Origin of the sequence: Treponema denticola (assembly GCF_024400535.1) — a bacterium.
Classification (GTDB): Bacteria; Spirochaetota; Spirochaetia; order Treponematales; family Treponemataceae; genus Treponema_B; species Treponema_B denticola_C.
Window position 1 is genome coordinate 2,894,614 of record NZ_CP038800.1, and the last position, 25,865, is coordinate 2,920,478.

At 37.0% G+C, this 25,865-nt stretch carries 23 protein-coding genes and 1 pseudogene; 5 read left to right on the forward strand and 19 right to left on the reverse strand.

Annotated elements, in window-relative coordinates; translation table 11 throughout:
• Positions 1–135: 135 nt before the first annotated feature.
• The 7 genes and pseudogenes from E4N78_RS13600 to E4N78_RS13630 form a co-directional block, all read right to left on the reverse strand.
• Positions 136–1,698 carry an ATP-binding cassette domain-containing protein gene (locus E4N78_RS13600; RefSeq protein WP_255811067.1) on the reverse strand — a complete coding sequence of 521 codons (1,563 nt, stop codon included), beginning with the start codon at positions 1,696–1,698 and terminating at the stop codon, positions 136–138.
• A gap of 8 nt (positions 1,699–1,706) precedes the next feature.
• Positions 1,707–3,386, reverse strand: a complete 1,680-nt coding sequence (locus tag E4N78_RS13605) for an ATP-binding cassette domain-containing protein (RefSeq protein WP_255811068.1) — start codon at positions 3,384–3,386, stop codon at positions 1,707–1,709.
• 198 nt (positions 3,387–3,584) lie between these two features.
• Complete coding sequence (locus tag E4N78_RS13610) at positions 3,585–3,878, reverse strand: type II toxin-antitoxin system RelE/ParE family toxin (protein ID WP_255811069.1); 294 nt, start codon at positions 3,876–3,878, stop codon at positions 3,585–3,587.
• Positions 3,879–3,888: 10 nt separating this feature from the next.
• On the reverse strand, positions 3,889–4,149 hold the full coding sequence (locus E4N78_RS13615; RefSeq protein WP_255811070.1) for a type II toxin-antitoxin system Phd/YefM family antitoxin: 261 nt from the start codon (positions 4,147–4,149) through the stop codon (positions 3,889–3,891).
• Between the two features lie 270 nt (positions 4,150–4,419).
• Positions 4,420–4,710, reverse strand: coding sequence for a BrnA antitoxin family protein (locus E4N78_RS13620; protein WP_255811071.1), 291 nt, complete (start codon positions 4,708–4,710; stop codon positions 4,420–4,422).
• Positions 4,655–4,912 (reverse strand): BrnT family toxin, encoded by a 258-nt coding sequence (locus E4N78_RS13625; protein ID WP_255811072.1) that lies wholly within the window; start codon positions 4,910–4,912, stop codon positions 4,655–4,657. The genes E4N78_RS13620 and E4N78_RS13625 overlap by 56 nt, the downstream gene beginning before the upstream one ends.
• A gap of 897 nt (positions 4,913–5,809) precedes the next feature.
• Positions 5,810–6,931: pseudogene (locus tag E4N78_RS13630) on the reverse strand (ISAs1 family transposase).
• A gap of 113 nt (positions 6,932–7,044) precedes the next feature.
• On the opposite strand from E4N78_RS13630, the gene E4N78_RS13635 reads away from it, so the two are divergent.
• Positions 7,045–7,362, forward strand: a complete 318-nt coding sequence (locus tag E4N78_RS13635) for a hypothetical protein (protein ID WP_255811073.1) — start codon at positions 7,045–7,047, stop codon at positions 7,360–7,362.
• 257 nt (positions 7,363–7,619) lie between these two features.
• Here the strand turns inward: E4N78_RS13635 and E4N78_RS13640 are convergent, their stop codons facing one another.
• The 5 genes from E4N78_RS13640 to E4N78_RS13660 all read right to left on the reverse strand — a co-directional run bounded on the left by E4N78_RS13640 (position 7,620) and on the right by E4N78_RS13660 (position 10,973).
• Complete coding sequence (locus tag E4N78_RS13640; protein WP_255811074.1) at positions 7,620–7,931, reverse strand: hypothetical protein; 312 nt, start codon at positions 7,929–7,931, stop codon at positions 7,620–7,622.
• Positions 7,932–8,112: 181 nt separating this feature from the next.
• Positions 8,113–8,415, reverse strand: coding sequence for a hypothetical protein (locus E4N78_RS13645; protein ID WP_255811075.1), 303 nt, complete (start codon positions 8,413–8,415; stop codon positions 8,113–8,115).
• 200 nt (positions 8,416–8,615) lie between these two features.
• Positions 8,616–9,401: an SEC-C metal-binding domain-containing protein gene (locus E4N78_RS13650; RefSeq protein WP_255811076.1), complete on the reverse strand. Its 786-nt coding sequence runs from the start codon at positions 9,399–9,401 to the stop codon at positions 8,616–8,618.
• Positions 9,388–10,089, reverse strand: coding sequence for a hypothetical protein (locus E4N78_RS13655; protein WP_255811077.1), 702 nt, complete (start codon positions 10,087–10,089; stop codon positions 9,388–9,390). The genes E4N78_RS13650 and E4N78_RS13655 overlap by 14 nt, the downstream gene beginning before the upstream one ends.
• Before the next feature lie 329 nt (positions 10,090–10,418).
• Positions 10,419–10,973, reverse strand: a complete 555-nt coding sequence (locus tag E4N78_RS13660; protein ID WP_255811078.1) for an NAD(P)H-dependent oxidoreductase — start codon at positions 10,971–10,973, stop codon at positions 10,419–10,421.
• 79 nt (positions 10,974–11,052) lie between these two features.
• On the opposite strand from E4N78_RS13660, the gene E4N78_RS13665 reads away from it, so the two are divergent.
• Positions 11,053–11,943, forward strand: coding sequence for a ketopantoate reductase family protein (locus E4N78_RS13665; protein WP_255811079.1), 891 nt, complete (start codon positions 11,053–11,055; stop codon positions 11,941–11,943).
• Between the two features lie 73 nt (positions 11,944–12,016).
• Positions 12,017–12,619 carry a Type 1 glutamine amidotransferase-like domain-containing protein gene (locus E4N78_RS13670; RefSeq protein WP_255811080.1) on the forward strand — a complete coding sequence of 201 codons (603 nt, stop codon included), beginning with the start codon at positions 12,017–12,019 and terminating at the stop codon, positions 12,617–12,619.
• Between the two features lie 99 nt (positions 12,620–12,718).
• Here E4N78_RS13670 and E4N78_RS13675 read toward each other — a convergent pair whose 3' ends face one another.
• Positions 12,719–13,171, reverse strand: a complete 453-nt coding sequence (locus E4N78_RS13675) for an RpiB/LacA/LacB family sugar-phosphate isomerase (RefSeq protein ID WP_002676697.1) — start codon at positions 13,169–13,171, stop codon at positions 12,719–12,721.
• Between the two features lie 261 nt (positions 13,172–13,432).
• Here E4N78_RS13675 and E4N78_RS13680 point away from each other — a divergent pair, with 261 nt between their 5' ends.
• Entirely contained in the window at positions 13,433–14,380 is a 948-nt protein-coding gene (locus E4N78_RS13680) for an L-lactate dehydrogenase (protein WP_255812363.1), read from the forward strand.
• Positions 14,381–14,442: 62 nt separating this feature from the next.
• Here E4N78_RS13680 and E4N78_RS13685 read toward each other — a convergent pair whose 3' ends face one another.
• Genes E4N78_RS13685 through E4N78_RS13695 form a run of 3 tightly spaced genes read right to left on the reverse strand, consistent with a single transcriptional unit; the run spans position 14,443 to position 18,926 of the window.
• Positions 14,443–15,810 carry an MATE family efflux transporter gene (locus E4N78_RS13685; RefSeq protein ID WP_255812364.1) on the reverse strand — a complete coding sequence of 456 codons (1,368 nt, stop codon included), beginning with the start codon at positions 15,808–15,810 and terminating at the stop codon, positions 14,443–14,445.
• 1 nt (position 15,811) lies between these two features.
• A complete protein-coding gene (locus E4N78_RS13690; RefSeq protein ID WP_255811081.1) occupies positions 15,812–18,289 on the reverse strand; it encodes a PEP/pyruvate-binding domain-containing protein in 2,478 nt (825 codons plus the stop codon).
• Between the two features lie 40 nt (positions 18,290–18,329).
• Positions 18,330–18,926 (reverse strand): TetR/AcrR family transcriptional regulator, encoded by a 597-nt coding sequence (locus E4N78_RS13695; protein WP_255811082.1) that lies wholly within the window; start codon positions 18,924–18,926, stop codon positions 18,330–18,332.
• Between the two features lie 268 nt (positions 18,927–19,194).
• Here E4N78_RS13695 and E4N78_RS13700 point away from each other — a divergent pair, with 268 nt between their 5' ends.
• Positions 19,195–20,568, forward strand: a complete 1,374-nt coding sequence (locus E4N78_RS13700; RefSeq protein ID WP_255811083.1) for a sodium/glutamate symporter — start codon at positions 19,195–19,197, stop codon at positions 20,566–20,568.
• A gap of 87 nt (positions 20,569–20,655) precedes the next feature.
• On the opposite strand, the gene E4N78_RS13705 is transcribed toward E4N78_RS13700, so the two are convergent.
• The 3 genes from E4N78_RS13705 to gyrB form a co-directional block, all read right to left on the reverse strand.
• A complete protein-coding gene (locus E4N78_RS13705) occupies positions 20,656–22,833 on the reverse strand; it encodes an IdeS/Mac family cysteine endopeptidase (RefSeq protein ID WP_255811084.1) in 2,178 nt (725 codons plus the stop codon).
• A 112-nt stretch (positions 22,834–22,945) separates the two neighbouring features.
• Positions 22,946–23,665, reverse strand: a complete 720-nt coding sequence (locus E4N78_RS13710; protein WP_255811085.1) for a DUF5058 family protein — start codon at positions 23,663–23,665, stop codon at positions 22,946–22,948.
• Between the two features lie 175 nt (positions 23,666–23,840).
• The gene (gene gyrB / locus E4N78_RS13715) at positions 23,841–25,757 is read right to left on the reverse strand and encodes a DNA topoisomerase (ATP-hydrolyzing) subunit B (protein WP_255811086.1); all 1,917 of its coding nucleotides are present in this window, start codon (positions 25,755–25,757) and stop codon (positions 23,841–23,843) included.
• Positions 25,758–25,865: the final 108 nt, after the last annotated feature.

The following is a 25,865-nucleotide window of genomic DNA, read 5'->3' on the forward strand; positions in this document are numbered from 1 at the left end:
AAAAATAGATCCAATTTGAATTTCGTTATTTCCATCGTTTTGGTCAAAAGCAATACATTTAGAAAAATAAAGTAAAGTTACCTCCTTTTCCTATAAAGCAAGTTAACTAGGCATATTCCATTAGCTCTATTTGTATTAGCATACCTTTATCTGATTCTGATCAATGCAATAAATTTTATCAAACAACTGAGCAGTAGATGTTCTATTTGTAACGGCAATTACAGTCAAGTCTTTATATGATAAAAGATATTTGACAATTTTTGTTTCTATTGCAGAATCAACACTACGAGAAAATTCATCCAGAAGAATAATTGGAACTTCAGAATTATAAACAAGACTACGAACGAGTGCTAAGCGCATATTCTCACCGTCAGAAATGGTCATTTGATTCATATCGATTTTTGTATCAAAACCATTTGGAAGACTATTAAAAAAAGTGTTTAATTCAAATTCAGTACAAAACTTTTCAATCTTTTTTCTATTTATATCAAAATCTTTATTAAATGTTAAATTTGTTTTTAGAGAAAGATTGAATAAATGAGGTTTACTCCACACTGCTGTAACAAGCTTGGGACATGTATGGGCAATTATCTTTAAGAGGGTAGACTTTCCAGAACCATTTTGACCTGTAATAGCAACTTTTTCACCCTTTGCTATTTTTAAACATGCATTATCAAAGATAGTCTTCTCAGCTGTTTTATATTGAATATTTTGCAAATCCAAAATTGTATTATCATGTATTTGTTTTTTTTCTAAAGAGTACTCTGCTTTATTTTTTGTATTTAAAAAATCAATATGTCGCCTAACACTGAGTGAAAGAGTTTTTATATCAATAATTCCATGTATAATATTATTTGAGGTCGAAGATATTATTGAACTTACAAACATAATATTTGCAATATCAGAAATTAAAATATAATCTGAAAATGAATATAAAAATAGAACACCTAGCATTTGCATTATTAACGACTTTAACTGAGTTATCGTACTAACTACTTTTTCCAAGTTAGACATTTTTACACTGAAATTTAATTCTTTTTTAATTTTTTCATCAATAAGATACGCACAAACTTCATCTGCTGCATTTAGTTTCACAGACACAATTGCATCAAAAACATCTTGGGTTATAATTTGTGACTCTAATCCATTCTCATCAATTTCTTGTCTATAGCTTTCAAATTTTTTGCGAGAGATAAATAAAAACAAGTCTAATCCAATTGATAAGGCAACTAAAAATAACGCAAATGGAGAAAACAAAAAAAGAATTGTCGATACCGTTACAAAAATTAACATATTTGAAAAAAGGCTAATCCTTGCAAAATAGAAAGAAATAATAGTTTGCGGTAAACTCATGATTGAAAAAATACCACTACCGGCTTGTGAGTTTCCAAATATTACCGAAGAATCATTGGCACATTTCTCGAAACTCTTTTGCATAATTTTTGATAATGGTTGAAACATTAAATATTTTTCGCCCAATAAATTAAGACTAATTGTCAATACTGAATATATAAACATTGTAATAGCTGTACATGCTAAATATATAAATTGATTTTGATTAGTAAATATCCTCGATACAAATGCATTTGTTGCAAGAACTATGGCTGATAAAATATGTAGAATAAAAATACACAGTACAATTAGTTTCTTATCATTATAATATAATTTTTTATATTTTCTAATATAGTTTGTTTTCATATATCCTCCTATTTTGCATCTTCTGTATTGCCTATTTGATGAGAATAAAATTCTTTTACCTCATCAGCATTCAAAGCTTGCTGCATTGGCATATCAAGCCCAATTGTGTTTCCCTTTAAATAAATAAGCCTATTAAAATATTTTGTTGTTGTATAGTTATGACTTATTGCAATAATTGCTTTTACCTTTTGCTGTGCAAATGTTAGAATAATTTTTTCAATTTCCGCAGTCATTCCAGAAGTTGCTTCATCTAAAAAGAGAACTTGTGGTTGTGCAAACACACAGCGTAAAATAGAAATCACTTCGCATTCACCATCAGAAACTTCATCAGAGCTAATTACACTATTTAAATCTGCAAGCCGCGGCATATACTTTAAAATCCCCATTTTTTCTAAGTGACCTTTAATTTCATTTTCGGAAAGAGAATTATTGAATTGAAGATTTTCTAAAATAGAACCGTTTATAACATAACCTTTTACATCACAATATCCAGTGCGTTTTCTCATTGCATGTAAGTCAACAGCCGCCATGTCTACACCACCGATTGTCAGCGAGCCTGTACACGGGTAATCAACACCCATAAGTGCATTTAATAAAACAGACTTACCGGTACCGCTTCCTCCAATGATTAGCACTTTTTCTCCACCATGTATATTTAAGTTGAATTTATTAATCAATGTCTTTTCTCTAAGCGTAACTGAAAAATCAGTAAGTTTGTACTTAAATATTTCAAATTGTGTATTTCCGGTTTGTTCATCAGGCGTTTCAAAAAGCTCTTGAAGAGGTTCTTGAGCAATTTTTACATTTCTATAAATCTGCTTTAGCAAAAAAAGATTATACAGATTTGGTATCATAAGTGTTAAAAAATAAAAACTAATAAAAAAACTTGAATCTGTCGCATTATTAAAACAGCTATAAACTAATATAGCAAGCAGCGGAATAATGCGTTGAGAATTTACGAATACGAGTTGTTGTAATCTTTGAGTTTTTGAAACCGCATATAAGCCATTCATTGTTAAATCATCAAAATCAGTTTTAAATTTATTTTGAAAAAATGGAAAAATGTTATTTGTAGATATATCCAACGCCCCTGTTAAAACATCCTTTAACTCTCTAAAAGTTTTTGGAAAAAGCTGATTTACATTTCTTTTTATATTTTGTATTTTTTTTAAATATACAAGATGAACAATGATTGAAGGCATTGAAAAAACTAAGAATAGCAGTGTGAGCCAAAAATTTTTATAAAAAAGAAAGGCAAGAATAATTACAGTTAATAAGCTTTGCGATACATTTTCAAAAAAAGCAATCGTATGCGATATGGAACTAGTAGAAAACTGATAAATTGATGATACAATATCCCCTGCGTTGTGTTCATAAAAAAATGAAAATGGCAAACTAAAATATTTCTGTATAATTTTATTTTGCATTTTTAGTGCAGATTTTTTAAAAAATCGCGAGTTCAGAATTAGTTTAAAAACTATTTGAAATATAAAAAAAGTTAAGATCAGTCCTGCTGTTTTTAAAACTTCCAAAAATTTCAGATTCCCTAAACTTGCCTCAGCCGCAATTTTTGAAATCATATTCGAAGAAATAATCGTAAAATAAAAATTTACACAACCAAATAAAATTAAAAGAAGTAAAAAATACTTATTTAACTTAAAAATATCAGACGGATAATTCTTTTTCATAGACTGACCTTGTGCCTCCTTTAGTATAGAATTTATTAATTTCTTTCTTCGATTGATCGATAAACAAATTAAGCAATTTTGATCTATACCTCTTTTCCTGTTATATTTTCTGCCCGAAGGTGCAATCTAACATCTTCCGCTTAACCTGCATTTGCGACTCGTCCGCAATGTCAACTTGAAGCGGGTGTTAGATTTTATTTATATTAAATTATTATAATCTCTTTTTGCGTAAAAAATACGCATTATTGAAACTTCTTTTTTGTCATCATTAATCAGATACAACGCAATATAATTTTTCTTAAAAAGGAACCTGTGATATCCTTCTATTTGCAGCACCAAATCATTACTTAAAGGATACATATACGGATTATCTTCAAGGTTTGTTTTTACCTCCAAAAATTCTTCCAGCAAACTGTCAGCAGCCTTAGGATTGCAGAGCATATCAGAAAGATATGTTACTATTTCCGACAAATCTTCCTCTGCTTTTTCCATGATCCGAACATTATAGGCCATGTTTCTCCCTTATACGAGAAACTGCATCCTCGACAGAAGAATATCTGCCGTTTTTCATGTCTTGCTTTGCTTCTTCAAGTTTACCATAAACATTGGAAAGAAAAAGATTTTTTTCATAGGTTTCCATACTCATAATTACCATGTCTCCATAACCGTTTTTTGTAACAAAAATAGGCTCTTTATCCTCATGGCATATTTGTGAAATTACTGTAGTATTTTTTAAATCTCTTATCGGAACTATTCTTGGCATTTGCATCTCCTTGTGGGATTATTTTACCACAGATTTAAGTATTTTGTCTATAAGAAATGGAGAACTTTTTTCTCGCATACAACTGTATAACTTTTATTTTGCAGTTGTTTTTTCCAAAAGACTCAACTTTGTGCGAAACAATAAATCTATGCAGTAAGTACGGAACTTTTCTTACTGCACAGAAAATATCCTAATTTACAGATATTTTGTACAGATAATCAGGATCTTTATCTTGCTTTTTGATAGTTACAAGATTAATTTTTATAATTATCAAACCGTATAACTATATCTTTCAGCGTACTTGCTTAATATTTCATTTATCATTGTTTGATATTTTACATTATTTTTCTTTGCTGAAGCCTTAAAAAATGCAACACTTTCACAGTCAAGCGTTATCGTAATTTTTACTTTTTCAGATTTTTTTATTAATCTGTCAGGAGGCGGTAAAAAATCATCTATCCTTTCCGATAATGATATTGACTCAGCTACTTGTTGAGGAGCATCACTATATTCTGTTTTCTTCTTCATATTTTCTTTTTCCTTCTCTCCAATATCCGGCACCTATTATCCTAAGATTCTCATTACGCAAGGTAAAACGTACCGTCAATATTTTATCTTCAACTTTACCAAGACAAAAATATCTTTTCTCTTTATCCGAATATCTTTCATCATATAATATAACTCTATTTTTATCAAAAAAAGCTTCCTGAGCTTCTTCAAATGAAACATTATGTTTTCTTATATTTATTCTTATCCCATTCAAATATCATAGTATATTATACATACTTTTTGCAATATTTTCAATACATATATTTTTATTTTAGAGAAAAAATATTTTATACAGTTATACTGCTGCTTTATAATACTTGGCTTCCTAACAATATTTTTCAATCGAAGAAAACATTATAGGTTGGTTCTGCACAAACTTTTCCGCAAGCGGTCAGCTTGTCAATCTAACGCCCCGCTTAACCTGCATTTGCGGCTCGTCCGCAATGTCAGGTTGAAGCAGGCGTTATGTGTTAATTTTCAATTTCCCTTTTAAATAAAATTATAAGCAAAACTTTTATATCTTAATAGTTCGATTAAATTCTCGCCCCCACTCTTTTAGCTAAATATCCAAAACTTGATTATCATCATACATATTAAAAAAAATTATTTTACATTTTTTTCTACTTACTCAGCAAATTGAGTATCTGTATAGTAAAGACAATAGTAATGTAATCAATATGCGAACTATAATATGAGACCATTCTAAATTCCCAGCCACATAACCGGTAAAAATTACTAATGGAATCATTAACACTAAAGAAAGATATACAAGCCATGGTAGATTCGTAACCGCAGCCGAAATCAACAAAATAGATCCGACAAAATACAGCAAGTGAACAGTTTTAAAACCTATCCCCTTAATTTCTGCAATCACTGCAATAAGAGTCAGAATTGCATACAATCCGATAAATCCTCTAGAAAAAATATTAAGTATAGTTTTCAATTTTCTCCCTCTTTTTTCCTATAAATTTATTTTTAGATCGAAATAAATGTTATAGGTCGGTTCCGAACAAGTCTTTCCGCAAGCGGTTAGCTTGTCCACATAACATTCTTTCGACCCTTCCTCACTATACCATAAAAACCAATAATTTTCAACCTAAAATCATGGAAATCAATTTTGTAATATTTTTTTGATAAAAGATATATCCATGAGAGCTTTAAACATAATGTGTGACAAAGAAGATTTAGGTGCATTTTTTTGTTTGTATCGCGAGACCAAATTTAACGCCACTTTCCGTCCTATGTTCAATGCTTGTTGTAGATTTTTATCTAAAAGCCGCCGAAAGTCTTCTCTAAAATGAACATCTAATAACCAATGCATGGTTTCTACAACCCATTCTTTTCTTGCTATATCCAATAGCTGTTGAGCTGTAAGTTTTCTACTCGAAATATAATAATGCCATTCATCACTCTTTCCTTTCTTACTCTTAAACTCTGAATGAATAGCTCCAATACAGCTTAACCCCTCCCATTCATCTGTATTATCCATCCAACCTAAATTAGTTGTGCAAAAGGCTGTTCGCTTTTCAACTCTTTCACGATTTTTTTCACTTTTACAAGCTGTGTCCATTTGTTTTCTTAAATTTCATCTTGAACATATTCTTCAATATCCGCTTTTAATAAAGGCTGGTTCCTTTTACCGACAATAAATAGTCCCCTTTTCCTTCTTTTATGATTTTGCCGTTTCTTTTTGACAATTTAAGGCATCTGCAACGATTATATGCCCTTTTATATTAAGAGTTTTTATAAGAGATTGAACCGTAGGTATCTCGTTTGTCTTTCCTTTAACACACTTTTGTGCCAATGTTATACCAAATTCTGCAACTTGTGCAGAGACTATGTGCAGCGGACTTTCATAGCTGCTCATTTTATCTGTTGAACGGATAGTTTTTCCGTCTATCGCTATTGTAAGAGGCTTTTCTGTACCGTATTCTTTGATAAGAGCCTCAGCCATATTCATAAAACATTCGTTTAATGAGTCTATGTTTATCAATTTAAGTAGACAGGTTAGCCAATAATAGCAAGGTATTTTCTCTATTCCGAATTCTTTACGAAGTTTTTCTTTTATAATATCTTCAGTTGCCCACTCGTGTATCTCTCTAATATTTTTACGTCCACAAAGAAGTCCAAGTAGTAATATTTTTAAAGCTTCATTTACGCTGTAAAAATATCCGTCGTGATTGCTAATTATTTTGATGTCGCTAAAGTAATCAAATATATTTTCTATTTCCATACCTACATTATCGGCTGTTTTTAGTAAAATTGATTTCCGTGCCTCTACACCCCATATTCTTGACTTTTACATTAGGTACATGCTATAAGCATAGGTAATAGGGAGTAAATAATATGTATGTAGATGATGTATATGTATTTACAATTAATAAAGATGAAATAGTTCTTCATAAGGAACATGGAAGGGGAGACATTCATATTCAAATGGTTCATATAGTATCTTTTGAATATTATACTGAATCTTTGAAGGTTACGTTAATTAATAATGATAAGTATTATATTAGCTGTCGACCATCTGAGTTCGTAAAAGTTAGCTGTAAGCCTTCAGAATTAGTAAACCAAATCAAGAGATTAATAAACAGTGCACGACGTGGTGAAATCAGCCTTGCTCTTTATGACAGGAATGAGGGTAAATTTAATGTTTATACATAATTTTTTATGTACAATTATAACTTATTATTCTTACAAACTGCCCCAGTTGCTACTTAAAATACTAATGTTAGACTCTTTCACAATTGTCGAGATTGCTAGGAAAAATAACATAAAATGGCTATTTTTCTGAAAAACCTAGCTAGATATAATAGCTTTTTTTTGAAAGCAAAAAACACAAATAGATACTTTTGGGGCTGTTTCAAGTTTTGTGTAAACTTTATTGAACGAAGGAAAATAATGAAAATTTTTATTTCACATCAGCAAAGAGACTCAATGTTAGCAAAAACTATATATGATGAGTTAAAAAAAGAGCTGTCTGCACGAATATTGACTATTCCATTCTTTTGAAAGTCAAAGCAACACAGTGCATACGTGTCTTTATGAACATCAATCCCTATGTACAAAATCTTTTCATTTTGTGCTATACTTTCCATTTTGTCTAGCATTTCTCCTTTCGCTAACATACCAGGAAATTTTTCTATAGTTAATTCTGTTTTCTCTGCATTAAACATCCCTTCAAACTTAGCATACGGTAATAATGCCTCTGCTGCTTTATTTATATCAGGCAAAAATTCTTTAACTTCTTCTTTTGCTTCAGCCTTACTGTAGTCAGCTATATACCCCTGATACTCTTTTATTTTTTGTTTTAGATTTTTTTCGTTTCTTCATCTGCTGTTTTTGATTTTTCTTCAAGCTCAGCTATTCCTTTCTTCAATATAGTAATCTGCCAATCGATATATCCTTCTACTGTTAATTTTTTTTCATTGCTAGAAAAGAAGATAAATCAAATGAAATTTTTAAGCCGTCCACTTGATACAATGCTTGACGATACTCATCTATCTCCATTATATCGCCTTGGTTAGTAAACTGCACAAATATGATCGGTGTGTCGGATTTCCACGTTGTTCCTTTCAACCTAGAATAAGCTTCTGCAGTTGGCTGTACTTCTAAAATGCCACGGTTATTGCCGGTATTCCCTTTATTACTATTCGCCTGGGAACAACCAGTAATTAACACTACTGCACTAATTATTAAAACTAATGCGCCAATCATTGAAACTTTTCTTTTCTGTTCTGTTTCATTTCGACCTTCCTTCTTGCAATGTCCTTTTTCATTGCAATTATTTTTTTCAGTCGAAAGAATGCTTTGATTGGTTCCGTACCCGCCTGCCGTAGGCAGGTCAATCTAACATTGTTTTAAACCGCAACGCAGCTTGCCTGCGTTGTCGGCTTTGAAAACGGTGTTAGCTGTTTTTAAGGTAGCGTAAATTCATAATGAGGATATGCAATTCCTTGATTATTTAAAAGACAACATCTTTTAAATTTCTTACCAGATCCACAGGGGCATAAATCATTTCTACCAATTTTATAATTTGAATATGGCTCATAGTCTGTATAAATGTTATAAGTCCATTGGATAAATTCTGATTTTAGTTTTGGAATAATATATTCTAAAACTTTATATCTTTTAGGGTTTTCTATGTCTTGAAAACAGACACTATACTTTTGGTTTGGTTTAGTTACCATTGCTACATTTATAAAATCCAGTTCTTTTACAATTCCATAGCACATTTCACCATCATAAACTTTACCAGCAATATGCAAACAATCGCTAAAAGGAATCATTGTTTTTCCACACACACTACAAACTACTTTTTTATGTAACATTTCTGGACTTGCAAATATTTTATATGGATACAGTTTTTGTAACATGTAAGTATATTTTTCTATGTAAACAAGAACTGGGCAATCAGAATAAATAATATTATTAAATTTTATATTTATAAAAGAAATTTCAATTTTTTCAAGAATATTCCATGCTTTTTGATAACTTCTTTTTTTTAATAATGAAAAACACTCATAATACTGTTCTATTATCTCTATAGCGGTTTGTATAAACCAAATTTTCAATAATTCATCTTGATTATGCCCTGTTTTTAGAATTTTTTTTTCTTCCTCCAATTTTTTTTTGTATTCTAAAAAATTTATATTATGAAATCTACTAGTTTTCAATTCTTCATAAACATTAAGATAAAACATCAATTCTATGCGACTCCGGATAAATATTTTTAATACCATTTTTATCATATAAAATAATCTGATCTAATATTTTTTTCTCCATATCATTGGTAGACCCTTTATATGAAATTTTAATGCTTCCTTTTTCAATCTCTTTTTTATTTGATAATATTAAATCAACACTCACCGTATCTTCATTTTTAGCAAATAGAATATTTTTTAAGTATTCTACAAGTAAGCCTACTAAAACAGGAGCTAAAAAGGATTCAAGAATAAATATTCCTAATCTAAATTCATCACTATGTAAAGCTAACTCTTGAATATTCTCTTTATCTATACATAAATCAAATTTTTCTTTGCCGAGTTTTTCTCTTAAATAGATATATAAATTTCTAAATCCTTCAAAAAAACTAAGAGGAGCCTGTTGTCTAAAATTTTCTATAGGTAACATAAGTATAGAACAATTTCCTAGTTTTTTTCTATTTTCCATAGAATTTGAATATTTCAGAATTGAGTTTTCTAAAGTCAATTCTGTGGGTTCTGATTTTATATAATGCTCATCAAACATATAATTCATTCCTTTTTTATTTAGCGATTGTATTACAATCGTCCAGCTAACATTCTTTTGACCCTTCCTCACTATACCATAAAAACCAATAATTTTCAACCTAAAATGACGAAAAACAAAAAAATCACATCTTTCTGCCATTAAATACTAATCGGATAACTAAACAATTGGCAGATTAGGCCTATCTTTACTAAACGAAATAGCTGATCTGTTATAGTTTAAATACGACACCTTTTTTAATATTACACGAGTACCACTTGTACACTACCGCAGCGGTAAACAAAAACGACAAAACATCTGAAAATGGGATATTCCTATGAGTATTCGCTCTAAAACAATAAGGGTCATATTGTTCCCAGCACTATTCCCATACTTCAATTATCACATTTTGTTTTCTCGATAAGTTGGTATGGAAACTGAACTCGCCTATTATCACACCGCTATAAAGAATGATTTATGTCGATTATGCCTCATGTTTGCTGCAGCGTATCCAACCAAGCTAAATAGTCCCTTGCGCTCCGCTCTACCTCTTGCCGTGCAGCTTCGCTATATCCCGCGTTGCTGTCTATCGTATGAAAGGTAAACGGCGGGCGGTAGTCTGCATTGCAGTATTTCGCTGTCAGTTCAAACGGACACAGTACTTCGGCAACGCTGCATCCGACAGCACCGTCCGCGCGGTAGTCTGCAGCCGGCGCACCGAGCGAGACGGCAAGCGCAATTTTTCTGCCCTTAAGCGCCTTACCTTTCGAGCCATAAGCCCAGCCATGAGTCAGCACTTCATCTAACCACTGCTTCAGTAACGGCGGACAATTAAACCAGTATATGGGAAATTGCCACACAAGTGAATCGTGCGTTTCTATCAATTTTTGTTCAGCCGCTACATCAATCTTAACTTGAGGATAGACAGCGTACAGTTCGTGAACGGTAAAGCGATCGCTATGTTGCCGCACTGCATCCGACCAGTGTTTATGAACGGTAGATTGAGAAATATTAGGATGAGCAAGAATAATCAGGGTCTTTGACATGGCAGCTTCCTTGAATGAGTTATGCCGAGAGTGTATCATAAAAGATAAAAATGTTCTATACTTAGAGGCAGGTAGTAAAATGAAACTTTTAATTTACGGTGCGGGCGTAATCGGCAGTTTGTATGCCGCTGCGTTCGCCGAAGCAGGCTATGACACAACCGTGTACGCAAGAGGGAAAAAACTTGAAACGCTGAAAACCCGCGGCTTGCTGTATGAAAAAAACGGCAAACAGTATAAAGCAAAGGTTAAGGTTATCGATGCATTGCAAAACGATGATATCTATGATTTTATCTTTTTGACGGTAAAAGAAAATCAAGTGCATACGGCGCTCGAAGAACTCCGGTCGAACGGCAGTCCGAACATCGTTACAATGGTCAATACGCTTGAACCTTACGCCGACTGGGAGAACCTGTGCGGAGAAGGGCGCATTGTTCCCGCGTTTCCGGGGGCGGGCGGCAGCTATGAAGACGGCGTGCTGAAAGCGGACTTTACGCCGCCTCTTATTCAGGCTACGACATTTGCCGAAATCGGCGGGAACACATCGGAGCGGTTGAAAAAACTAGCGGCTCTTTTTAAGACGGCGGGCGTGCCGTACCGAATCGTAAAAGACATGCACGGCTGGCAGTTGTATCACTTGGCGCTGGTTGTTCCGATTGCCGATGCGTATTATAAAGCTGAAAATCCGGAAGAAGTTTGGAAAGAAGCGGACATTATGAACAATACGGCACGGCAAATAAAAAACAATTTTCAAAAATTGTACCGTTCGGGAGTAAAACTTTTGCCGCCGAAAATGCACCTTTTGAGACTGCTGCCGGCTCCAATTCTGCAAGCCGTTTTTACTCAAGTTTTTAAAAGCCGCTTCGGAAATTTATTTATGTACCGGCACTCGATGAAAGCTCCCGACGAAATGAGATCTCTGCACTCGCAGCTGTATCAATACCTTGCAGTAATTCCGACGAACAATAATTAAACAAAGGCGTAAAGAGTACTTTAAAAACAAACATAAAAGTGATACTATATATGCCCAAAAGAGAGTACAAAGCATGCGTTTATTTTTATGTTCACATTTTTCAAGCGTCGGCTCCGCTGTTGAAGAGCAAATTGCGGGGAAAAAGGTTCTGTTCATTCCGACCGCATCAATACACGAAGGGTATACGGGATATGTCGGTTCGGCTCGTAAATTATTCAAAAAAGCGGGCGCCTTGCTGACGGAAACCGATATTTCGACCGAAGAATTTTCGAAAATAAAAACGCTGTTTGATGATGCCGATGTTATTTATTTTACCGGAGGTAATTCGTTTTTCCTCATCGACTGTTTACGAAAAACCGGAACGGATAAACTTTTAAAACGGCAGCTGGAAAAAGGAAAATTATTTATCGGAGAGTCGGCAGGGGCTATCGTATGTGCACCGACAATTTCTTATATTGAGAAAATGGATCCGATTCCGAAGGATTATTCGCAAAGAGACTATGCGGGATTAAAGCTTATCGATTTTTATATCCTGCCGCATTATCTTACCGCGCCTTTCAAAAAAGCTACGGAGCAAATTATGCAAGCCTTTCCGACGCTTGAAATATGCGCTATCAATAATTCGCAAGCCGTTATTATTGAAGACGTCAAACGAACCATAATCAGCGTGGAATGAGACTTATTTGTTTCGGCATCGGCAAAAATTTTGGCTGCGGAAATAGAAAAAGCCGTATTGCGATAGAGCCCGCAAAAGCCGCCGATTCGGCGGCCGCGTTTATTTACCGTATTTTCTTTCTATAGCGGAAAGGGTGTCGACCCGTTCCGTGTAAACGCCGCCTTCAAAGCGGGCATCGAGAAAGGCGTCGACAATCATTTTTGCTTCTTCGGGTCCGACGATGCATACGCCCATGGCGACAGCGTTTATGTCGCTGTGTTCGACGGCGAGCTTTGCCGTACACGGTTCGCTGCACGCCGCAGCCCTCACTCCCGGAACCTTGTTTGCGGCAAGAGAAATGCCGACGCCCGATCCGCACACCATCACACCCTTTTCAACTTCGCGCGATTTAATCGCTTCGGCAACCTTTAAGCCGAATTCGGCATAGTTTGCCGGAACCTTGGAATCCGCCGCACCGTAATCAACGCATTCGTATCCTTTATTGCGAACGTGTTCCATTAAAATATGTTTTAATGCGACTCCCGAATGATCGCTCCCGAATCCGATTTTCATATGCGCACTCCCTTTATATAAAAATAATATAGGGCACTTATAAAAAACTATTTTTTTAGCACCCATAATTATTTTAGTAGTTTTTTTATAAATTGTCTAGTGTAAAAGCGGGGTTACTTTCTCCGCCTTGCATAACAATCTTTTTGCGATAATTTTGCCTTATTTCGTCCTTCTTGCAATTGTTAAGGTTCGTGAATTCTTCTGTACAATTCCCTTGCCTAAATGTATGCATTTCAGTATTTTTTAAAAGGAGGTAATCCTATGGATGGAAAGAAACGCAAAGTTACCGTTGTGGGAGCAGGTGCGGTCGGTTCAACCTTTGCCTACGCATTGGCTCAAAGCGGTTATGCGGATGAAATAGCAATAACCGATATGAATAAAAATTTTGCCGAAGGACAAGCGCTCGACCTTGTGCAGGGGCTGCCTTTTTTGCCGCAAGTCGACATACACGCAGGCGGTAAAGCCGATTATGCCGACAGCGACATCGTTGTGGTTACGGCGGGAGCAAAACAACAGAGCGGAGAAACTCGCATAGATTTGCTAAAACGCAACGCGTCCATTATCACCGGCATTGCAAAGGACATCGCGGAAAGCGGCTGCAGCGGCGTTATGCTGATTGTGAGCAATCCCGTCGATATTTTAACGCGGGCGGCGCTCAAGGCTTCCGGATGGGAGCGCGGAAGAGTTATCGGTTCCGGTACCGTTTTGGACACTGCACGTTTCCGATACACTCTTAGCAAAGAGTGCGGTGTCGATGCGCGCAACATTCACGGTTATATTTTGGGAGAACACGGCGACAGCGAATTTGCAGCTTGGTCGATGACATCCGTTGCGGGACGGCGCATCGACGAATATTGTTCAGGCGGTATGTGCAGCTCAGGTCTGCACTTCGATAAAGCAAAAATTCTGGAAGAAGTACGGAATTCCGCTTACCACATTATCGACTACAAAGGGTCTACTTATTTTGCCGTCGGCTTAGCCCTGACGAGAATAGCCGGCGCCATTTTGCGCAACGAGCACAGTATTTTGTCCGTTTCGATGACGCTGGACGGAGAGTTCGGACTTAAAGATGTATGCTTGAGCGTTCCCTGCATTGTCGGGCGCAGCGGCGCTGAGCGGGTTATAGAAAGCGATCTTCCCGCTGATGAACAGGCAGCATTGGAAGCAAGCGCAAAACGGCTTAAAGAAGCTTTTACCGAGATGAATTAACCCAAACTATTTTTTACCGAGAATTTCGTTTATTACGATTACTCTGCATTTAAAGGTTTCGTTTATCCTGCATTTAAAGCTGAACTGAACGCCCCGGACGAGTACCACCTGTACACTACCGCAACGGCAAACAAAAACGACAAAACATCGGAGAAAGGCTGCAGCAGGTAAATGCCGGTCTTTCCGTATAGGGCGGGCAGAATATATAAGAGCGGTAAATAAAAAAAGCCTTGCCGTGAAATCGATATGAGAAGGGATGAAAAATAATGACCGATGTTCTGCATGAACATACTGCTCACGGCAAAAAAGCTTAAAAGCGGCAGCGAAAAGCATTGCATTCTCAGTATCTTAATTCCGGCAAAAATTACCTCATCATCCTTAGACATAACTCCGATACATTTTTCGGCAAAAAGAAATAAGATTATTGAGGCGCCTGTTAAAAAAATTGTTCCGATTAAAACCGTAGTAATAAAAGCTCTTTTTACTCTTGAGTATTGCTTGGCGCCGTAATTCATTGCACAAATCGGTTGAAAGCCTTGCCCCCACCCGATCATAATCATATAAGCCAATGCGGCAACTCTTGAACTTACCGTTAAAGCCGCTATCATGCTTTCTCCGTATTGTGCCGCTTTTACATTGAGTAAAACCAATGCGGCGGAGGTAATTGCCTGCCGCGAAAAATTGGGCATACCGCCTGCAAGAATATGATACATACGCTCTTTGCTGTATTGTACTTTTTTTAGATTGAACGAAATACTCTCGTGCCTTTTTGCTAAGAGCGTCAATACAATACACCCAATAATCTGGCCGATTAGCGTTGCATAGCCTGCGCCGATAAATCCCTGCTTAAAAATAAACATCAATACGGGATCAAGTACCATATTGCTGAGCATTCCCGAAAGAAGTCCGAGCATTCCGTCGCGTACATTTCCGCAAAGGCGCAGCTGATTATAAACCGTTAGTGCATATAAACTAAACGGAATGCTGATGATAATAATCCTTAAATACTGAACGGTAAAAGTGAGCACATCTTGAGATGCACTTCCGCCGATGAATTTTGAAAGAGGTAGAATAAAAATACTTGCTGCGATTGCGATCACAATACCGGTTATAATTGCAAGAACAATTCCTATCGACGAAATGGTTTCCGCTTCCGCATAGTCTTGTTCTCCGATTTTTTTTGACATTGCATTACCGCTGCCGTAGCCGAACCAAAAACCTATTGCCTGAATAATGCTGACAAAACTAAACACAATGCCGATCGCCGCAATCATCGCTCTGTTATTTAAGCGGCCGACAAAAAAAGTATCGGTCAAATTGTATATAACGCTGATCAACATTCCGATTATTGTCGGAATTGAAGTTTTAACTAACAGCGGAAAAATCGGTTTTGTTAAAATGTTAAATCGTCTCAGCTCTTTTGAATCCATCTCAACAACTCCGCACTTCGCCTTTGTTTCCGTCAATTTTTATAAAATCGCCGTCCTTAAATTTTGCGGTGGCAAAACCTACACCCAATACTGCCGGTATATTAAATTCCCGAGCGACAATCGCAGCATGACTTAACGCGGAACCGGTATCTGCAACGACAGCACTTGCAAGTTTAAAAAGCGGAGTCCATTCGGGATCGGTAAGATGACACACAAGTACATCGCCTTTTTGCATTTTATAAAATTCTTCAGGCTTGCAGATAAGGCACGCCTTTCCTACAACAGTCCCCGGACTTCCGCTTACTCCTTTCAGCACATCGCCCCTTGAATCAAACACAAGTAATTTTGAAGCTTCCCAAACTTTTTCCGCAAGCGGAAATTTTTCATTTCGTCTTTTTATTTTTTCTTTATAGACATCGGTTAGTCGGCTGGCTTTAAGCACTTCCATTAATTCACGATGAAAAAGATTTACAATTCCGTGTTTATAATCTTCGCTGTTTAATAAAAGAATATTTATCCGTCTTACACATTGCCTGACATAATAAAAGACAGCTTCCCACAAATATTGTGATTCTTCGCGGACAACATGAAAATACCGAAAGTGCTGTATGTCCTTTTCTATACGAGGATATTTGTTTCCATAAAGACGCTGTAAGTTCTGCATTAAACTCGTATAATTTCTATTCTCGTTATTATGAAAATTTTGATCGGATGTATCAGGGGTATTTAAAAGCGGGCGTATAATATTGACAAGCCTGTCGGGATCTTCGATAAATGTTTTTGCTTCGATACAATAACAATTGTAATCCGACTTAAAACCGTTGCGATTTATAAAATCATCTGCGAGCCGTTTAAATTCGGGAAAGCCGGCACACAGGGTTTTAAATTTTTCTCCTGAAAGTACGGCTTCTGTTAGAACAGCATTTTTCTTTATCTCATCGGCTATGCGTGAAATATCGTTTGCAACGGCAGCCGTTTTATTATTGAGTTCCCGATAAAAATCAAATGCGGAATAGTTCTTATCTACTCGTTTAATTATTTTTGTGAATTTTTTACTCATCAAAAAAGACGGGAACAAGGCGTATTTAAATCTGTCATAAGCAAGCTGTTGAATAAGCTCATAACTTTGTTCCATGAATCTACTGCATTCCGCCAAGCTCATATTTTGAAAGTCTAAAGTTTTTATCCGCTCTATCTCTTTTTCATAATGTGCCATAAATTTTTTACATACTTCCGAACAATAGTCGAAGTTTTTAAGCATGTGTATTATTTTAAAGATATGAAAAATACGCAGGGTGAAACCTTTTTTATTTTTCGGAAGAGTCTGAATACCGTCATTATCAATTTCAGGATTTGAATTAAAAACAAGACCGCCTTCCGCAAATATCCGTGCTTTTTGGTCGTTAATCGCCATCATATAATCAAAGTCCAGCACACGGTATGCAAAGGGCATCTTTTCAAGCAGGAATGCCATATTTTCTTTTGTGCTTTTTGTTAACGCTTTGCTTTGAATATATTTTTGAATAAGTTTTTCATCATCATTGTTTTTTAAGGTTGTTATTGCGCGTGCCTGTAAAATATATATTTCATTATTTTGTATTGCCCATTCAATATCCATCGGCATACCGTAATGCTTTTCTATTTTTAATCCGGCTTTTACAAGCCCAGAAATCTCGGTATCATTCAATGCCCGCGCTGTTCTTTTTGCTTCGCTTACCGATTCTTCTTTTGTATTCTTATCGCCATAAACAATTTGCGTTTTTTTACTTCCGATATTTATTTCAACAACAGTACCCGTCTTGTTTACAACATAATTATCCGCCGTTACGCGTCCGCTTACAACACTCTCGCCCAATCCATAGCTTGCATTGATCTGTATTTCATCTTTGTTTTGCGTTACCGGATTAAGCGTAAACAAAACACCGGCTTTTTCACTTTCTACCATTTCTTGAATGACAACTGCAATCGCAACAGAGCTTTGATTATAGCCTTGGTTAAAACGATAGCTTACCGCCCTGTCACCCCACAGTGAGGCGTAGCAATGACGTATGTAAATCAATACATCCTCTATGCCTTGCACATTCAAATAAGTTTCCTGCTGACCTGCAAAACTCGCATCGGGTAAATCTTCCGCCGTTGCCGATGAGCGCACCGCAACTCTCGCCGATTCTCCAAGTTCAGTGTATTTCTCTCTTATCTCTTTTTCCAATCGAGCGGGAAAATGCCCTGCCGTAATTTTTTTCCGAAATTCTCCGGCTGCGGATAACAATGCCTGTTCATCCGTTTGTGTTTCTTCAAGAGTGCGTGAGATGATTTCGTCTATTTTGTTTTCTTTTAAGAATTCCCGATAGGCCTCTGCGGTAATGACAAATCCTTTCGGCACATTTATTCCCACAGCAGTCATCTCTCCAAGGTTAGCACCCTTGCCGCCCGCCCTTAATATGTCATCCTTATGTATTTGTGTAAAATCAAGTATCATTTTTTGCTCCTCCATACTTAAACTTTTCAAAACTATGCCGTTATTTTTCTATATACTTATTTACTATTCCGGATATAAATGTCAGCAGCATTTCATTAAAATACTCTTTATCAAACTGATAATAATGAGAACATAATAAAAAACTTCCGCTAAACGCATTCAATAAGCCCTTTTTATCTGCCCGCTTAATCGAACCGTTTTGCTCCCAATATTCTATGAGCCTCGTTAAAAAGCCATCATACAGAATTTCAATCCTATGAACTTCATTCAGTTTTTTTGCTTCAAGTATTTTAAAAGCATCTTCATACATGGGCTGCTTTTGAATTTTTTCCATAAGATCAACCGAATATCGGTATATTATGTCCGTAAGAAATTCCTCCGGATCGGAGAGAGAATTTGAAAACTTCTTTTCAATATAATTTAATTTTTGGCTTGATCGGTATGCAATGAGTTCGATAATCAAAGCCTCTTTATCTTTCCAAAAATTATAAAAACTCCCCTGCGCAATACCTGCCCGCTTCGTCAATTCAGCTATACTCAGCGCCTTCGTCCCCTTATCGTGAAACAGATCCAGTGCCGCTTCCAATATCTTTTCTTTTATTTTGATTCTCTCTTGTTCGGTAAATGCTTTTGCCACCAGCTCCTCCTCAGTATGTTTTTATTTTATATCTCAATGAATATTCTATCTTTTATTCATTGCTAGTATAGCAAAATATTTACTTTATGTCAATGAATGTTTTATAATTTATTCATTGATAATCGAAACTCCTCTTTTTTGAATAATGATTGGAATGTTATTCTTCAGAAACAAATTTAAAAGCAATAGATTGACATCTTCATATAAAAAGCCTATACTCACTCTTGCATCCCGAATTGCGTTAGACGCACGCAAAAGGAGAGGAGTTATGGTAATTCATATGAATATGTACCAGTCGCTCGGCTTTGCAATCGCTTGGTTGCTTGTCGGACGATTCATTAAGGCGAAGTTTGAGTTTTTTCCAAAGTATTGTATACCTGCCCCGATAGTGGGCGGCTTTTTGTTTGCGCTGATTTCGTTAGCACTTCACGTAACAAAAGTACTCGACTTCGAATTTGACACAACCCTGCAAACCTATTGGATGGTGATGTTTTTTACCTCTGTGGGTTATAATGCAGGGTTTTCGATTTTAAGAGACGGCGGGAAAAAAGGTTTTGTCTTTTTGGCTGTAGCTATCGTTTTTGCTATTTTGCAAAACGTTGTAGCTCAAGGAGCCGCAAGGCTTATAAACTTTAGTCCGATGCTCGCCGTCATGCTGGGTTCAACATCCTTTACAGGGGGGTTCGGTACAGCGGCCTCCTTTGCACCGATTGTTGATCCGGAAAACACTTTGGGAGCCTTATCCCTCGCAGTAGCCGTTCCCACCTTCGGCTCTTTGATAAGCTCCATCTTAGGCGGCCCTATCGGAAACCGTCTGATAAAAAAATACGGCTTACAGCCTTCAAATGCCGATGAAAGCGTAAGAATTGATGAATCGGGAAACATAATAAAAACAACAAAAGTTGTTAAGAAAGTAGAAGCGGTTCATCCGAGCTTTATAAAGCGGCTCTTCTTTAATCCCACAAAGGGCAGGGAAGAGGGTCAAGAAGTCGTAACGGTTCAGGAAGAAGTTATTCATGAAGCCTCGGCAAAAGGTGAAGTAGATAACTCGACAACCAGTTCTGAAAAGCATCTTAGCAGTGAAAAGCTTTTAATGTCATTTATGCTTTTAGTTCTGGCCTCAGGTTTTGGTCTTTTTGTTACCAATCATCTTAATTCGTTGTCGCCCAAATTTAAATTCCCCATTTATATCGGGGCGATGATTTGTGCTGCCGTTATACGGAACATTGCAGATACCTCAAAAAAATTCAAGGTAAATATGGATGAAATTGATGCACTCGGAAATATTTCTTTGAATATGTTTTTGGCTTTAGCTCTTGTTTCGCTAAAACTTTGGCAGCTGGTAAGTTTGGCTATCCCTCTGATGATTATTTTAAGCGCTCAAATCGTTCTTTTGTATTTGTATACACGCTTTGTTACCTTTAAGGTTATGGGCGGAGATTACGATGCTGCGGTCATCACGGCCGGACACATCGGTTTCGGTTTTGCCGCAACCCCTAACGCCATGGCTAATATGGGCTCTATATGCGAAAAATACGGCTATTCAAAAATAGCTTTCTTTGTCGTCCCTATAGTCGGCTCCTTATTTATTGATTTTTTCAATATAATGATAATTGGTATTACCATAGGCTTGGTCGGCTAAAATTAGGCCGGCGGCTCGGTCTTTTGTTATAGGGTATCTGTAAAAACCTTATAAACAAAAGACCGGCCCCAAGCCCTTTATTTCGGCTTACGGATGTGTTCTAAACCATTCTTGCCACAACTCTTCGCCTTTATCTAGGGTAGTCATTTCGCCTATATAGTAGTCCATTTTAGCATTAGCACTAAAATTAAAGAGATACGGTTTAAAATGATGCTGGTCATAGTAAGGGTTATGAATATCGGCTTCGGTATAGATATCTACTCCGTCTTGATACCATATACCGTAAGTGAATATCATATTATTAGCCCCATCATTATTATCAACAACATATACGGCGATGATATTATTATCCCCATCAAAAGCAGCGCCCCACAGTGTTATGGCATGAGCTTCACCTGATGATTTGTCTAAATTTATTCCGATGGCTTTTTTAGACTCAAGTGCCTCTTTAAGCATATCCTCGAACTCTTTTTTTGTATAAATACGTTTTTTCTTGATAGGAGTATTACTTTCACTAAAGACATCCGGAAATAATGCCGGCGAATAGTTTTTATCGTCTGCATTTTCAAAATTGTTTAATCCGAAAAGATACCACTGCAGTCCTCTAGCCGGATCGCCCCCATGATTTATGCATTTTGCACGAAAGAGGTTCGCTATGGTGCTTTTTTGGGGTTCCTGATCATTAGCAATCCCGCGTTTATAAACAGGTTTATACATCTTGTACATCTCTGCATTGTTTTCTTCTGTTATATTTTTCTTTGTTATGTACTGATTTATATTGTTTTCGTTCTGTACAAACCACCAATGCAGCATATTTGAATCGGTCTTAGCCCAACATTGCTTACTGTCACGACGCCCTTTGTTCGGAGGATTTGTGTAATCGACTTTCCGCGCATTAAAAAACTTGGTATTTGTCGTCTCATTCCAGGTAAAAACATAACTGGTATTATGATAATCTCCCGGATTAGAACCGGCAATCTGTATCGGTTCCTTTTCGGAAGAGAGAGGTCCTCCTACTCCGTGCACCCACTTTATCGTTACAACCGGGTGCTCATTTTTTTGTTGGATGATTTTTACTTGCAGATCCTTACCTGCTGCTTTGACATACTTATTTGTACTATTATCTTTAAATTTGATATATGCAGTTCTGTTCCACACGGTTTTGTTTTTTTCAACGTGCAAGCTTACTTCATCTTCAGCCTGATTTATGTTATCCTTGCCTTTAAACTGCAACCATTTTGTGCCGCCACCAACAACCTCAGGCGTATAGCTAAGTTTTCCGTTGGAGGTTTTTACCCTAAAAGTGATATCGCCATCATCGCTTCCACACAAAACAGACGGTGTTTCTATGCTAATTGAGGGGCCTGCGGGTTTTGGGTTCATCTTAAAACGAACCTCTTTTTTGATAGAGGAATTATCCGCAGAGGTTATAGTTACAGTTGCTTCTCCGACAGTACCATCGGCTTTTATCCATCGGTTTCCATCGCCATTCGGCCATGCTACACTATTATTAGATGAAGTAATTCTCAGCTCTTTATTAACGGCGGTCTCGGGCATTACTTTCAACTTAAGTTCATAAGATTCGCCGATAATCAACTCAACAGGATCTAAAGGCTGCTCCTCAAACTCAATAGAAGTAACATGGACCGTCTCCGCCGTAACGGTTAGGTTTACCGTTTTTGAAATACCGTCTGCTGCTGTTATGGTAATAAGCGCATTGCCGACCTTTTTTGCCGTAATTTTTCCCTCATCGGTTATAGAAGCTATTTCTTCATCATCCACTGAAAAGGTAAGCTTTTTATTCGTTGCATTTTCAGGTATAACATGCGCCTCTATTTGACGGTCGGTACCGTTTTCCAATGAAATAGTATTTTCATTGGGTATAAGGGAAATACCATTGACGGGTATATACATTGCCGTAACGGTTACGGTAATTTCCTTTGAAACACCATCCGCAGCTACAATCGTAATCTTTGCACTTCCAACTGCTTTTGCTGTAATCAGTCCTTCATCATTTACTGATACAATTTCTTCATTATCTGAAACATATGTAAGCTTTTTATGGGTTGCATTTTTAGGTAGAACATAAGCCTCGATTTGCCGCGAACCTCCGTGTACCAACGAAATAGAGCTTTTATCAGGCACAATGGAAATGCTCTTAACAGGGACAACTTCTTTTGTCTTCTGTGGATAGTTGTTATTACAGGATATAAATAAAAAAGCCGCTGCTAAGGCAAAGAAAATCAAGTTGTGTTTTCTTATCATAAAATAATCTCCAATATGTTTATAAAATATATTATTTCGTATATATAGTCAATACTATCTGCCAAATATCACAGAAAAGTTATTATTGGTCATTTTTAAAAACTTAAACGATTTAAGCTATCAACATGGTAATCGGAATGGAAAAAGCCATTCCTCCCAAAAGGCTTATCGGCATAGCATAGCTTTCAAGCCACTTAGCCCTTGTCTTTTTTACGATTAAACCGCAGACAAGCATTAAAAAGGCTGAAAAGAACATCACAAAAACGGGAATCCAACCTTTAAGCCCGAGCCGAATTTCAGAAAATATCATTCCTAAAAAGGCGGAAATCATTCCCATAAAAAGGGCATCGATAAGGAGCTTACTCCATTTTTCATCCTTGGACTTCATCTTAATAAGATTTTTTTGCATCTTGGGCAGAAAAAGAGCAATCACGACAATCCCCGAAATTATTCCGAGGGCCATAACCCAAGAAATAGTCGTATAGGCTGTTGCATTTGCAATCGGCTGATCTAAGGGAATGTCTAAAACAGAAGCAGCCGTACTTGCCGCAGTAAGTTCGTAGGTTAAGGCTCCCAGTACCGAAAGACGGAGCCAAGGCAGGGGAAGTCCTAAAAATTTGGAAAGGCTTATCATGCCTAAAATGATTGAAATGGCAGGGGCAACCGTAAAAATCGCTGCTCCCGAGATAATTTGCTTTATCTTTTTTTGGGGCATATTGAGCTCTTTTGCCCGCCTCAAAGCCTTTACCAAAAAGAAGACGGATTGAATTAAAACAAAGAGGATCACAATACCTGCAAACCAAAAGAGCACAGAACTATTAACATCAAACATACATACTCCAATAAAAACTTTTACAGGAAATATCAATTTCCGAAAAAAGGTTTTTCAAGCGGTTTGTTTACAAACTGCATACAATAATGCGATGTTTTGTACCTACAAGTACAAAACTCGGCAGATAAACAGTGAGGCTGAATTTCTGCCGAACTGTTTATCGTAACTCCCTTAATCACACATCCAGATTTGCATAGACGGCGTTTTCTTCGATAAACTTTCGGCGGGGCTCGACTTCTTCTCCCATTAGGGTGCTGAAAATTCTGTCGGCTTCAACGGCATCCGGAAGGGTAACCCTCATCATTTTCCGCCTTGCAGGGTCCATAGTTGTTTCCCAAAGCTGGGTTCCGTCCATTTCGCCCAAGCCCTTGTATCGCTGAACGGCTGCATTGTTTCCTCGTCCTATTTGATCCAAAACGGAATCTCTTTCATCATCATTGTAAACATACCATTCTTTTTTATTGTGTGAAATTTTATATAGAGGCGGCATCGCAAGGTAAACGTGTCCTTTTTCGATAACCTGAGGCATGTACCTAAAAAAGAATGTTAAAAGAAGGGTGCGGATATGGGAGCCGTCAACGTCGGCATCGGCCATTATTATAACCTTATGATAGCGTAATTTTTCTATATTAAAATCCTTGCCTATGCCGGTGCCGAGGGTCGCGATAATAGGCTGAAGCTTTTCGTTGTTTACAACCTTGTCTAGGCGGGTTTTTTCGACGTTAAGCATTTTTCCCCAGAGGGGCAGGATAGCCTGCGTCTTGCTGTCCCTTCCTTTTTTTGCCGAACCGCCTGCAGAGTCTCCCTCAACTATGTAAACTTCGCAAGACTCAGGGTCTTTTAAAGAACAGTCTGCAAGTTTTCCCGGAAGGCCGAAACTGTCCAAACCGCTTTTTCTTCTGGTAGCTTCCTTTGCTCTTCTGGCAGCAATTCGGGCAGCGGCCTCGGCGACACATTTTTCCAAAACCTTTTCCACCTCGCTCGGGTTTTGCTCAAAAAATAAGGTAAGCTTTTCGTTTACAAAGGAATCAACTATACCCCGAACATCGCTGTTACCCAACTTTGTTTTTGTTTGTCCTTCAAATTGAGGTTCGGGAACCTTTACTGAAACGATGGCGGTAAGGCCTGCGCGGACATCTTCTCCCGTAAGCTTTTCTTCCTTATCCATCTTTTTTACAAGCTTAGGATATTTCTTTAAAAATTCGTTCATTACACGGGTAAGGGCTGTCTTAAAACCTTCAAGGTGAGAGCCCCCTTCGCGGGTGTTTATATCGTTTACAAATGAAAGGAGGTTTTCGTTATAGCCGTCATTGTACTGAATGGCAACCTCACAGAGAATATCGTTTTTTTCACCTTCGATAAAAACGGGGCTTTTCGGAAAAACTTGTTTTGATTCGTTCAAATAAGAAACAAACTGCGATATTCCGCCCTCAAAGGCGAAGGTAACCTCTTTTGGGGTAGAAAGGCGTTCATCCCTCATCGTAATGGAAATTTTGCTGTTTAAGAAGGCTAATTCCCTTAAACGGGTTGCAAGCACTTCAAAATTGTATACGGTAGTTTCCGTAAATATAGAAGGATCCACAGCCCATCTTATAACAGTACCGCTTTTTTCGGTTTCTCCTATTTTTTTTACGGGCTCAAGAATGGAGCCTTTTTCAAACTTTGCATAGTGCTCAAAGCCGTCCTTGTAGACCTTGGCCTCCATCCAAACGGAAAGAGCGTTTACTACCGAAACACCAACGCCGTGCAAACCGCCTGAAACCTTGTAAGACCCTTTGTCGAACTTACCTCCGGCATGAAGGCGGGTTAAAACAAGCTCCAAGGCACTTATTTTTTCGGTAGGGTGAATATCTACAGGAATACCTCGGCCGTTATCCTCTACACGGACAATATCGTTAGGCTCAAGAACTACTAAAATTTTATCGCAAAAACCGGCCATAGCTTCGTCTATACAGTTATCTACAACCTCATAAACAAGATGATGAAGGCCGTCCGGCCCCGTTGAACCTATATACATACCCGGTCTTTTTCTGACCGCTTCCAAACCTTTTAAAACCGTAATATTATTTGCCGAATAATTTGACTTTGTCATTTTTTTCCCTTAAAAGCTTATAAATTCCCATAAAATTTGACAATAAATGCCTTTTTTCATTCTATCATTATTGCAAAAAAAAGTAAAGAAGTAGTATAATGACCCCCT

Excerpts from the sequence above, each read along its gene's own strand:
- E4N78_RS13600 (WP_255811067.1), bottom strand. The coding sequence starts at position 1,698 with ATGAAAACAAACTATATTAGAAAATATAAAAAATTATATTATAATGAT.
- E4N78_RS13605 (WP_255811068.1), bottom strand. The coding sequence starts at position 3,386 with ATGAAAAAGAATTATCCGTCTGATATTTTTAAGTTAAATAAGTATTTT.
- E4N78_RS13610 (WP_255811069.1), bottom strand. The coding sequence starts at position 3,878 with ATGGAAAAAGCAGAGGAAGATTTGTCGGAAATAGTAACATATCTTTCT.
- E4N78_RS13615 (WP_255811070.1), bottom strand. The coding sequence starts at position 4,149 with ATGCCAAGAATAGTTCCGATAAGAGATTTAAAAAATACTACAGTAATT.
- E4N78_RS13635 (WP_255811073.1), top strand. The coding sequence starts at position 7,045 with ATGTATGTAGATGATGTATATGTATTTACAATTAATAAAGATGAAATA.
- E4N78_RS13645 (WP_255811075.1), bottom strand. The coding sequence starts at position 8,415 with ATGATTGGCGCATTAGTTTTAATAATTAGTGCAGTAGTGTTAATTACT.
- E4N78_RS13650 (WP_255811076.1), bottom strand. The coding sequence starts at position 9,401 with ATGTTTTATCTTAATGTTTATGAAGAATTGAAAACTAGTAGATTTCAT.
- E4N78_RS13655 (WP_255811077.1), bottom strand. The coding sequence starts at position 10,089 with ATGGCAGAAAGATGTGATTTTTTTGTTTTTCGTCATTTTAGGTTGAAA.
- E4N78_RS13660 (WP_255811078.1), bottom strand. The coding sequence starts at position 10,973 with ATGTCAAAGACCCTGATTATTCTTGCTCATCCTAATATTTCTCAATCT.
- E4N78_RS13665 (WP_255811079.1), top strand. The coding sequence starts at position 11,053 with ATGAAACTTTTAATTTACGGTGCGGGCGTAATCGGCAGTTTGTATGCC.
- E4N78_RS13670 (WP_255811080.1), top strand. The coding sequence starts at position 12,017 with ATGCGTTTATTTTTATGTTCACATTTTTCAAGCGTCGGCTCCGCTGTT.
- E4N78_RS13675 (WP_002676697.1), bottom strand. The coding sequence starts at position 13,171 with ATGAAAATCGGATTCGGGAGCGATCATTCGGGAGTCGCATTAAAACAT.
- E4N78_RS13680 (WP_255812363.1), top strand. The coding sequence starts at position 13,433 with ATGGATGGAAAGAAACGCAAAGTTACCGTTGTGGGAGCAGGTGCGGTC.
- E4N78_RS13685 (WP_255812364.1), bottom strand. The coding sequence starts at position 15,810 with ATGGATTCAAAAGAGCTGAGACGATTTAACATTTTAACAAAACCGATT.
- E4N78_RS13690 (WP_255811081.1), bottom strand. The coding sequence starts at position 18,289 with ATGATACTTGATTTTACACAAATACATAAGGATGACATATTAAGGGCG.
- E4N78_RS13700 (WP_255811083.1), top strand. The coding sequence starts at position 19,195 with ATGGTAATTCATATGAATATGTACCAGTCGCTCGGCTTTGCAATCGCT.
- E4N78_RS13705 (WP_255811084.1), bottom strand. The coding sequence starts at position 22,833 with ATGATAAGAAAACACAACTTGATTTTCTTTGCCTTAGCAGCGGCTTTT.
- E4N78_RS13710 (WP_255811085.1), bottom strand. The coding sequence starts at position 23,665 with ATGTTTGATGTTAATAGTTCTGTGCTCTTTTGGTTTGCAGGTATTGTG.
- gyrB (WP_255811086.1), bottom strand. The coding sequence starts at position 25,757 with ATGACAAAGTCAAATTATTCGGCAAATAATATTACGGTTTTAAAAGGT.